Source organism: Agathobacter ruminis, from assembly GCF_002735305.1.
Classification (GTDB): Bacteria; Bacillota; Clostridia; order Lachnospirales; family Lachnospiraceae; genus Roseburia; species Roseburia ruminis.
Genome location: NZ_PDYG01000100.1, coordinates 1 through 11,003 on the forward strand (window position 1 = coordinate 1; position 11,003 = coordinate 11,003).

Consider the following 11,003-nt stretch of genomic DNA (forward strand, 5'->3'; position numbering starts at 1 on the left):
CGAGCCAAAAAACCTAGAGTTCGTATGCATCCCAGCGCGGCAAAAGCATACGAACGAGCCAAAAAACCTAGGGTTCGTATGCACCCCAGCGCGGCAAAAGCATACGAACGAGCCGAAAAACTTAGGGTTCGTATGCATCCCAGCCCAGCAAAAGCATACGAACGAGCCAAAAAACCTAGAGTTCGTATGCATCCCAGCGCGGCAAAAGCATACGAATGTGCCAAAAAACCTAGAGTTCGTATGCATCCCAGCGCGGCAAAAGCATACGAATGAGCCAAAAAATATTCGCAAAATGTGAAGGGCGTACTGGGGCCATGGGGCGAGGATGCTACTGTAATACATGCTGTGAATGGTAACTAAAAAATATGTCAGACAATACGGGGGCAGAGCGATAAATAGTTTGAAAGTATGATGCAATGTGATAAAATAAAGAAGTAAGTGCGATGAATTATCTGATAATATGTCGTGATTGGAGGGGTAAAGGTGAAGGAGTATTTTAAAAATGTGAATCGTCCAAAGATGTGGTGTCTATGCATGATGATCATTGGCGTATTGCTGAATGTGCTTCCGGCATATCTGGTCTGGAAGCTGAAAGTGCCATTATATCTGGATACCACAGGAACGGTGTTTACTGCGGCATTGTGCGGTGCATTTCCGGGAATTGTCACCGCATCGATTTCAAATGTGGTCGCAGGCCTGTTCAATGGTGTTTCACCTTATTTTGTTATTATCAATGTATGTATCGCAATCTGCGTGGGGTGGTTTTCGAGACTCAAAAAATATAAGAAAAAGCGCATGGCACTGTTGCTGATCCTGATTCTGGCAATTATCAGCGGCGGCATTGGAATTATGTTCCAATGGCTGCTGCTGGACGGACCGCAATTTGCAGATGTGCAGGAAACCGCAAAAGCATTGTTTACATCCAATGGTGCAGGATATTTTGTGGGGGCTTTATGCATCAATATCGGACTGAATTTTGTGGATAAGACGATTACGACTTTGATTGCGCTGTTGGCAATCCGGCTGATGCCAAAGCAGATGGTACAGGATTTGTGGAATTGCAGCTGGCAGCAAAAACCGTTGATGCTTCCTGAAATCCGTCGCATGAATGCCAAGAGCAACGGCAAAAAGTATACCGTCCGAAAGCGGGTGACAACCATGCTTGTGATTGTAGCGCTTGGCCTTGCAACCATCATTATCTGGATCAGTATGGATTTGCATTTCAAAAATGAGCGTGAGCGATATACGCAAAATGCGCATTATGCCGCCCGGTTTGCTGCAAGTATGGTTGACCCGGATCGGGTGGACGATTATCTGGAATACGGAGAATCTGCGGAAGGCTATCAGCAAACCAAAGATATGTTATACAAAATCCGGGACAATTCAGACGGCGTGAAATATCTGTATCTGGTAAAAATCAAAAAGGACGGATGCTATTTTATTATGGATTTGGATTCCGGAGATATGGAGAGTTATCAGCCGGGAGAAAAAGCGGAATTCGAGGAGGCTTTTGAACCGTATCTGGAGGATTTGCTTGCCGGTAAACAGATTGAGCCAATCGAATCAAATGATAAGAGCGGATGGGTTTTGACCGATTATTGTCCTGTACGCAATTCGGCCGGTGTGACGGTGTGCTATGCCGGTGCGGATGTGGCGATGGAAAATCTCTCTGCCTATATCTATGAATATATGATCAAGGTGATACTGGTATTTTCCGGATTTTTCATTCTAATCATGGGGTATGGCCTGTGGACTTCCGGAAATTATCTGGTTTATCCGATTAGCAGCATGGATGCTGTGATTACTAATTTCCGCGATGATGATATGACACAGGAAACCCTTGAGGCGAATGTCAAAAAGCTGCGTGAACTCGACATTCGTACGGGAGATGAAGTTGAGCATCTGTATAATGCCATTTACAAGATGGCATATGCCATGGCAGAGCAGATGCGCGATATTCGTCATTATGCGCAGGCAACGGCTGACATGCAAAACGGTTTGATTATTACCATGGCGGACATGGTCGAAAATCGTGACTCTGATACCGGTGCTCATATCCAAAAAACAGCGGCATATGTCAGAATTATATTAAATGGTTTAGCCGAAAAAGGATATTACAGTTCGAAACTGACTCCGAAATATATCGAAGATGTTGTCATGTCGGCACCACTTCATGATGTAGGCAAAATCAATATTCCGGATGCAGTTTTGAATAAGCCGGGCAAACTGACCGATGAAGAATTTGCAATTATGAAGACGCATACAACGGCCGGAAAAAAGATTATGGAGCAGGCAATCAGTACGGTCAAAGGAGAAAACTATCTCAAAGAAGCACGCAATATGGCTGCTTATCACCATGAGCGCTGGGATGGAAAGGGCTATCCGGAAGGACTGGTCGGAGAGGTGATTCCGTTGTCTGCTCGCGTCATGGCTGTTGCGGATGTGTTTGATGCACTGACTTCGCCGCGCGTGTACAAACCTGCTTTCCCAATTGAAAAAGCTTTGGAAATCATTCAGGAAGGTGCGGGCACGCAGTTTGATCCGAAATGTGTTGAAGTATTCATGGATTCCCTGACAGAAGTTAAAGTGATTTTGCAAAAATATCAAGAAGCATAAACACGCGGAAGGTAGGGCGAATATGAAGAACAAAAGGTGGATAAAAAAATGTGCCGTGGCAGTGGCAGTTCTGTTCGTATTTACCGGCGGATTTATGCCGACGGGAGCTGATGAGACAGAGAACACGACAGGTGGCGGCTTTACGGCCAGCGGTCAGACAGATGGAGGCTACCTCGCCAAACTGTATGATGCTTCCAACGGCTTGCCGACTTCTGATGTCAACTGTGTTCTGGCTGCGAATGACGGTTATTTATGGACTGCAGGATACAGCGGTGTATTCCGCTACGGCGGTGAGAATTTTGAGCGAATGGACGCGTCAAAGGGACTGACCAGTGGACGCGTACTGTTTCAGGATGACAAAAATCGCATCTGGGTAGGCACGAATGACAATGGTGTTGTGGTAGTTGACGGGAGGGAATGTACACATATTACCTACAAGGAAGGTCTTCCGGCTTCTTCCATCCATGGATTTGCGCAGGATGAAGAAGGCAATGTCTGGGTTGGAACAACCAATGGAATCGTTTTTGTGTCGGATGATTATCAGGTACATCCTTTTGAAGATGCCGATTTGGCGGATCAGTATATCATTCGCCTGGTCGCGGATACAGAAGGAAAAATATATGGCACGACGCGAAACGGAGACGCATTTTGCATTGCACATGGCAAGGTTTCGGCAATTATCAGTGGCGAGAAAATGGGTGTTGGCGCATTTTCTACCATATATCCGGATCCGGATAATCCGGGATATGTATATCTGGGTGCAGACGACCGTCATGTTTATTTTGGCAAGCTGCAAAGTGACTTGAAATCTTATCAGATGATTCAGACGGAAATGCCGGATGAAATTGTATGGATTTCGTCAGAGTGCAATCGCATCTGGATCTGCTCCAAAACAACGGTTGGCTATCTGGATTTGAAGAAAGAATATCATCCGCTTACGGAAGTGCCGATGAATGCTTCTATTGAGATGCTTACCAGCGATTATCAGGGCAATCTGTGGATTGCATCATCCAAGCAGGGTCTGATGAAGGTGGTTTCCTCGAACTTTCGCAATGTGACTGCAATCTCCGGAATGACAGAGGATGTGGTCAATGCAACCTGCGTATTTGAAAATGCACTGTATGTCGGAACCGATCATGGCCTGCAGATCATAGACCAAATGAAACCGGTTACCAATGAACTGACACAAAAACTTGATGGCGTACGAATCCGCTGTATCATTCAGGATGCGGACGGAAATATCTGGATTTGCACATATTCCAATGATATGGGCGTTATTTGTTATACACAAAAACACGAAATCCTTCAGTTTACAACAGAGGACGGGATGCCATGCAATGAGGCAAGATGTGCATGTCTGGCGCATGACGGCAGGGTTCTCGTGGGAACCAACATGGGACTTTGTGTATTCCGGAAGGGACGGCTTGTAAGCACCGTCGGGAAAGAACAGGGACTTGACAATACCGTGTTGCTGACGGTCGAGGAAGGAAAAGGTGAAGAACTGTATTTCGGTACGGACGGAGACGGTATTTATGTCTATGAGCATGGCAAGGTTCGCAAGATTACGAGGGATGACGGACTGACAAGCGATGTCATTCTCCGATTGAAATATGATGCGACCAATGACGGGATGTGGATTGTGACATCCAATTCCATCGAATTCATGCATCATGACCTGATTACCAATATTGACAGCTTTCCGTATAACAACAATTATGCAATATTCTTTGACAATCAGGAACATATCTGGGTGGCCTCATCATATGGACTGTATCGTGTCAAAATAAGCGATATGCTGGCCAACAACATCCATGAATATCGCCTGTACAATATGGAAAACGGATTGAGCAGTATCCCGACAGGAAACGCCTTTAGCGATATCGATGAGAATGGCAATCTGTATTTGGCCGGACGAACCGGTGTATGCAGTGTCAATATCAACAATTACAGGGAACTGTCTTCCCACATTCGTATAGGCGTTCAGGAAATCTATTGCGACGGAAAAATCATCCAACCGGATGCGAATGGCACCTATATATTGCCGAAAACCGCACATCGTGTGCAGGTAAATCCGGCAATCCTTGATTATTCCATGTCTAATCCGACCGTCCATATGTATCTGGAAGGCATGGATGACAAGGGAATTACGGCATCGGTTCATCGCCTGAACTATCTGGAATATACGGGAATTCCGTATGGCAATTATACATTGCATATTCAGATTGTGGATGCAACCGGTCAAACCATCTATCAGGATCAGACATTTGCCGTGATGAAACGCCCGAAACTGGTAGAACTCTTGGTGGTTCGGATTCTTGCAATCGCGGTCTGCGTAGGTCTGATTGGATTCTTTATCTGGCGTATCCTGACCGGTACCATTATTCGCAAGCAATATAATGAAGTGCAATCGGCCAAGGCGGCAGTGGAACAGGCCAATGCAGCCAAGTCCCACTTCCTGGCAAATATGTCACGCGAAATCAGAACGCCGATCAATACCATCCTCGGATTGGATGAGATGCTTTTGCGTGCGGTCGCGCCGGAATCGGCCAATGAGTATGGCGCCATGGTCAAATCCCACGCAACTGAAATTCATAGTGCATCAGAAGTTTTGCTGGGACTGGTCAATGATTTGTTTGACATCTCCATCATCGAATCCGGCAAGGCACATTTAAACAAGCGTGATTATGATACGCAGGCACTGATGCAAAAAATCGTTGCCTCGGTACGATTGAGATGCGAGGAGCATAATCTTGATTTTCAATTGGAACTGGATCCGACTTTGCCGGTGAAATTATACGGAGATGATGGCAAAATCAGCCAGATTATTATGACGCTGCTGAATAATTCCATCAAATATACACCGATGGGAACCATTACCTTACATGTCATTGTGGTGGAAAAGACAAGTGAAATCTGTCGCCTGCGCATCTGCGTCAAGGATACCGGTGTCGGCATGACGCCGGAACAGGTGGAGAAAGTGTTCCTTGCCTATGAAATGCTGGATGAACAATCGGGAGAAGATACCGATGATATCGGACTTGGATTAAGTATCTCCAAACAGTTCGCACAGATGCTCGGTGGCGATCTTATGTGTGAGAGTACTTACGGGGAGGGAACGGAATTCATTCTTTCTGTCGAACAGCTGATTCGCGATCATACAGAAATCGGCAGTTTCAGCGAACAGAGTCAATCAAAGGAAGTGCAGCCGTATGTGCCGAAATTCATCGCACCGGATGCGGAAGTCCTCGTAGTTGACAACAATCCAAAGAATCTGATGGTCATCCGAAATCTTTTGACGGAGACGCGCGTGTTTGTGACGACTGCCGGAAATGCTGCCGAATGTTTGCAGAAAATCAAATACGGCACCTTTGATGTCGTCTTTCTCGATACCATGGTTTCCGGAAATGATGGCATCCCTATCATCGAAAAAATCCGCAGGCGCCATCCGGACCTGCCTGTCTATGCATTGACCGGAGACATGATTGCAGACGGTGACGCTTATTACCGCAGCCTCGGATACAACGGATACCTCGTCAAACCAATCGATTCTCGTGAACTAGAATATGCCATTATGAGTCATCTACCTGATGAAATCATGATGCGCCCGAAAAAACCTGTTACTTAACATGCAACCCCCGGCCATCGAGCCTTTTTGTTCGATGCGCCGGGGGTATTTATCTCAGTCGGGGTTACAATCTCCGACTGAGATAAACGCTCCGCGAGGATGCGCAGAGATTTGCATATGAAATATGTCAGCTACGCTGACGCAAATCTCGCGCCAAGTCTCGCGAGCGAGACTTGAATTGCGCGCATTACCTAATATCCTCAGCCCATAAACCCGGTAACCCCTTCACTTTGCAAGAATATTTTGGTTTTCATATATGCAAAAGCTCGCATCCTGATTTTCATGTGTCTTTTGAATGCCTGTACAATTTTGAAAAAAAGTTTATCGTTGGCGGACACACAAAGCGATTGTATATGGACTTCTCATCTAAAGGATACCCGGGTGAATTGGAGTGAGCCCTAGTGAAATAAAAATGAGTTTTGATGTTTATAGGTATGCGCCGCCACGGAAGGCGGCGCAAATGCGATTGCAACACGACGTTGCGTAATGCATGGTGCCTATAAACACAAAACTCATTTTGTCATTTCACTTGGCAAACGGAGTCTGAACCCGGGTATCCCTTAGACTGAGAAGTACATAATATCAACAAACTAGGTGTCCGCCACTTCATAAACCTTTTTCAAAATGGTTCATTCATCAAAAGACACATGTGTGATGCTCGCCTTTTGCATATTGAAAACCTTAAATATTCGCAAAATTGTGAAGGGGGTACCGGGTTTATGGGCTGAGGATGTCAGGCAATACATGCTGTGAATGGCAACGGCGGTGGAGAAAAAGTACTAGGAATGTATGGGGGCTTATGATAAAATATAAGGTAGGAGTAGAATGACATGAAAAAACATTTGATTGGAAAGAATTTTATTCTAGTTTTGTCTGCAGTGGCAATGTTGCTTGGAGCGACATTTGGCGCTTCTTTTTTGCGTGCAGAAGGGAAGGAACGAAAGGTACTTCTTTTGGCGCGCGCGGCAGCTGCGAGTGATTTACACTCAATTATGGAGGCTGCTTCGACACTTGACAGCCCGGTTACTGTGACACAATCTTCGAGTTTTAGCATGTTGGGGGGATCTTTGAGCGAGTATTCATTGATTTTTATTATGATGCCGGATACAAGTCTGGTATCCTATGCAGATAATTTGTCCAACTATGCAAATGCAGGAGGATGTGTCGTCCTGTGCGGAGAATTCGGGGGCCCGAATCGTGCTACCAATTTGATTTTGACGGAGCTGGCGCAGGCGATGGGAACTGATTTTGAAATTTCACCGGACTTGGAGATTAAGAACGGAGCGTATGGCGGATTGTATTACGGCGACCTGAATATGGACTCCGAGCTTGCAAACGGAATTACGAGCGGGCATGTGAACATTGCGGCATCCGGCGTATTGGTGGGATTGCCGGAAAATGCACAGATTGTGGCAACGGCAACGACAGATCAGGAATATGTGATTGCAGCGGATTTGAAGGTGCGAAATGGCTATTTGACGGTTTTTGCGGATACGAATATTTTTGATCGGGACCGCAACAATGTGAGATTGTGCCATAATCTTTTGACACGAAGTGTGGAACAGATTGAGGAATTTTCACATAGCTGGAATTACGAGAGCGGGGAAGGCGAAGACGCCAACAAGATTTATGCATATTGCACGCAGGAACATACCTGCGATTATCATCGTGACAACAAGCTGGTATTGTCGCTTGAGGCAAATGACTTGCTTTATAATATGGCACCATATGAAAATTATCATATCGATGATCGGATTACAGGCGTGACGAAGGCAACGCTGGAGATTAGTTATTATACGGATGAGGATTTAAACAATCCGACAACATCGGTAAATGGTGCGACAACAGAAGGCGGAGCACCGACAGAGATTGGCGATTACTGGATGAAGGTTAGTGTCATCGAGGATGCGACTGTCAAAGCATCGGCTTCGGCCGGATTTGCAATTATTCCGGATGTTTTATATGTGAGGGACAAGGATGTCAATGTGGTCTATGACGGGGATCCTCATACGATTTCCATTCGTGTCGTGAATCCGGTTGCCTATGAGATTACCTATGGTTATGAAGAAGGCACCTATGATATGACAGAAGCACCGACCCAGACGGATGTCGGCAGCAAGACCATTTATTATCGTGTGACTGCCCAAAATTATGAAGATGTGTACGGCGTGGCGACGGTTACCGTAACCCCGAAAACACCGGAATATGAGATTCAACTGAATCCGGATGTGGAATATGACAAGGATGAGCATTGGATGGAAACCCATTCGGAGATTACAGGCGGCTCAATCTATTTTAGAATCGGAACAGATGGTGAGTGGAAGACATCGCGCCCGGGTGCGACGGATGCCGGCGATTATGAGGTTTATTACAAAATCATCGGAGAACCGAATTATTCGGATGTGGAGGAGACGAGGCTTGGAACCTTCAAAATCCTGCCGAGAGAAATTGAGCTTGTGTGGTCAGACTTTGAATTTTCATATGATCGCAATTATCATAAGCCGACCGTTCGCGCAGACGGTGTTTTGCCGGGCGATTCCTGTGATGTGATTGTGACCGGAGATGCAAAAAATGCGGGAAGCTATGAGGCTGTTGCAACGATACAGGCCGGATCAAATTATTGTTTTAACGGTGAGAATACGCATGGATATGTGATTCATCCAAAAGAAGTCACCATTGTGGTGGATGATGTGCAAAAGCATGCGGATGAAGAAGAACCGACTTATACATTTTATGCATCCGGAATTATCCCGGGTGATACGATTTTTGGAATTCATATGACGCGTGAACCGGGAGAAGAGGTTGGCTCTTATGCGGTTACAGCCGGCGAAGAGAATGGCGCCAATCCAAATTACAGTCTGCAGTTTGTGGATGGTACTTTGACGATTACGGATCATGTGTATTCGAATCCTCCGACCTTTACCTGGAATGAAGAACTGACAGAATGTATGGCGCGTTTTATCTGCGATTACAACAGCAGCCATGTTCTTGATGAACCTTGTGAGATTACGGTGACAGGAGATGATTCTGCAAAGACATATGTCGCATCTGTTACGAAAAACGGAAAAACCTATACGGATACGGTTTATGTCTATAATCATTTAAAGAATGATAACCGGGATTCGGACGGCAGAAAATTTGAGTCCCGTGTCCTGATTCGGTATCACATTGGCGATAATGAGATTGAAGAAACAATCAGAAATCTTGGTTATACGAATGAACAGCGATTGCAGGACGAAATGATGCGACAGTTGATGCGAGATGAGCCGAAGTGGAATGCACCGGCGGGCATCACCGTTAAACAGAAAATGTATTCTGTGATCATGCAGATTACCTATGATGGCGGTCAGACCTGGGAGCGGGCAACAAGGGAGCATTTCCCGGCAGACGGTATTTCGTTTTCATTGCCTTATCCAAAAGGGACCAATGCAAAAGACCATAATTTTGCTGTTTCACATATGTTTGCAGAAGAAATGGGCATGCATGAACCGGGAGAAACCGAGCTGCCTGAGGTACAGGAGACCGAAGAGGGTCTTGTGGTCACCGCAACGAGCCTGTCTCCGGTTATGATTGCATGGACGGATGCAGTCGTATCCATCGAGTTAAACAAAAAAGAAATTCGATTCGACCGGACTAAGGGCGAAGAAAAACTGATTGCGACTGTTTTGCCGCAATCTGCGATGGAGAAAGGTGTCATCTGGACGACCAGCAATGCGAAAGTGGCGCAGGTGACAGAGGATGGAACTGTGGTGGCAGTCGGCACGGGAGAGTGTATGATTACAGCAACGACAAGGGATGGCGGTAAAACAGCAAGCTGTAAAATTGTCGTGGCGGAGGTAATCAATCGTGCGCACAATGTCCGGTTTGTACCGGATACCGGAGATGTTAAGCCGTTTGGACTGTTTTTGCCGATGGCAGTTGCATGGCTGCTGCTGATAAGTATGAAACGAAAAAATAAATGATAAAAAGTCCCGACATCTGTCGGGACTTTTGAATTTCATGAAAAGTGATTATAACTGGATGGCTGCCTCGAGAGCAAGCTTCATCATGGTGGTGAAGCTGTTCTGGCGTTCTTCTGCAGTGGTATCCTCATCGAGTACGAAAGAATCGGAGATGGTCAGAAGACATGCTGCGCCTTTGCCCAGCACGTTTGCATTGTGGAATAATGCAAAGCTTTCCATTTCGACTGCTTTTGCACCATGGTCGGTGACATATCGCTCGAAGCTTCCGTTGGTGGCTTCTTCGTAGAAGACATCGGAAGAGTGAATGCGCTCAACCTTAACCGGAATATCAAGAATTTTTGCAGTTTTCAGAATCGTATCGTTGATTTTGACAGACGGATACATGACATCATCTGTGGTGCCGTTCTGTACGCGTGCAAAAGAAGAACCGCTGTATGCACTGTTTGCAAGAACAACATCGTAAACATGCAGATCAGGCACATAGCTGCCGGCTGAACCGATGCGGATGATATTTTCGACATCGTATTGTGTATATAACTCATAGGAATAAATTCCGATGGAAGGCATGCCCATTCCGGATGCCATTACTGATACCGGAACATCTTTGTAAGTGCCTGTATATCCGTATACGTTGCGCACGGAAGTAACAAGCTTTACATCATCAAGAAATGTTTCTGCGATAAATTTTGCTCTGAGAGGATCGCCCGGCATGAGGACGGTCTTCGCGAAATCACCCTTTTGGGCGCCGTTATGTGGTGTTGCCATATTTTCTTCCTCCTAAAATATGTTTATGTGTTCTA

General features: G+C 45.8%; 5 protein-coding genes. 4 read left to right on the forward strand and 1 reads right to left on the reverse strand.

What is annotated here, in order from left to right; all coding sequences use genetic code 11:
* The 4 genes from CSX02_RS13790 to CSX02_RS10400 form a co-directional block, all read left to right on the forward strand.
* On the forward strand, nucleotides 1-273 hold a 273-nt coding region (locus CSX02_RS13790), incomplete at its 5' end, for a histone H1 (RefSeq protein WP_099386626.1).
* A gap of 210 nt (nucleotides 274-483) precedes the next feature.
* Complete coding sequence (locus CSX02_RS10390) at nucleotides 484-2,616, forward strand: HD-GYP domain-containing protein (protein ID WP_242970473.1); 2,133 nt, start codon at nucleotides 484-486, stop codon at nucleotides 2,614-2,616.
* A gap of 55 nt (nucleotides 2,617-2,671) precedes the next feature.
* Nucleotides 2,672-6,241: a hybrid sensor histidine kinase/response regulator gene (locus CSX02_RS10395; protein WP_189281517.1), complete on the forward strand. Its 3,570-nt coding sequence runs from the start codon at nucleotides 2,672-2,674 to the stop codon at nucleotides 6,239-6,241.
* Nucleotides 6,242-7,071: 830 nt separating this feature from the next.
* Entirely contained in the window at nucleotides 7,072-10,203 is a 3,132-nt protein-coding gene (locus CSX02_RS10400; RefSeq protein WP_099386628.1) for an MBG domain-containing protein, read from the forward strand.
* A gap of 48 nt (nucleotides 10,204-10,251) precedes the next feature.
* Here the strand turns inward: CSX02_RS10400 and deoD are convergent, their stop codons facing one another.
* A complete protein-coding gene (gene deoD / locus CSX02_RS10405) occupies nucleotides 10,252-10,968 on the reverse strand; it encodes a purine-nucleoside phosphorylase (protein ID WP_099386629.1) in 717 nt (238 codons plus the stop codon).
* Nucleotides 10,969-11,003: the final 35 nt, after the last annotated feature.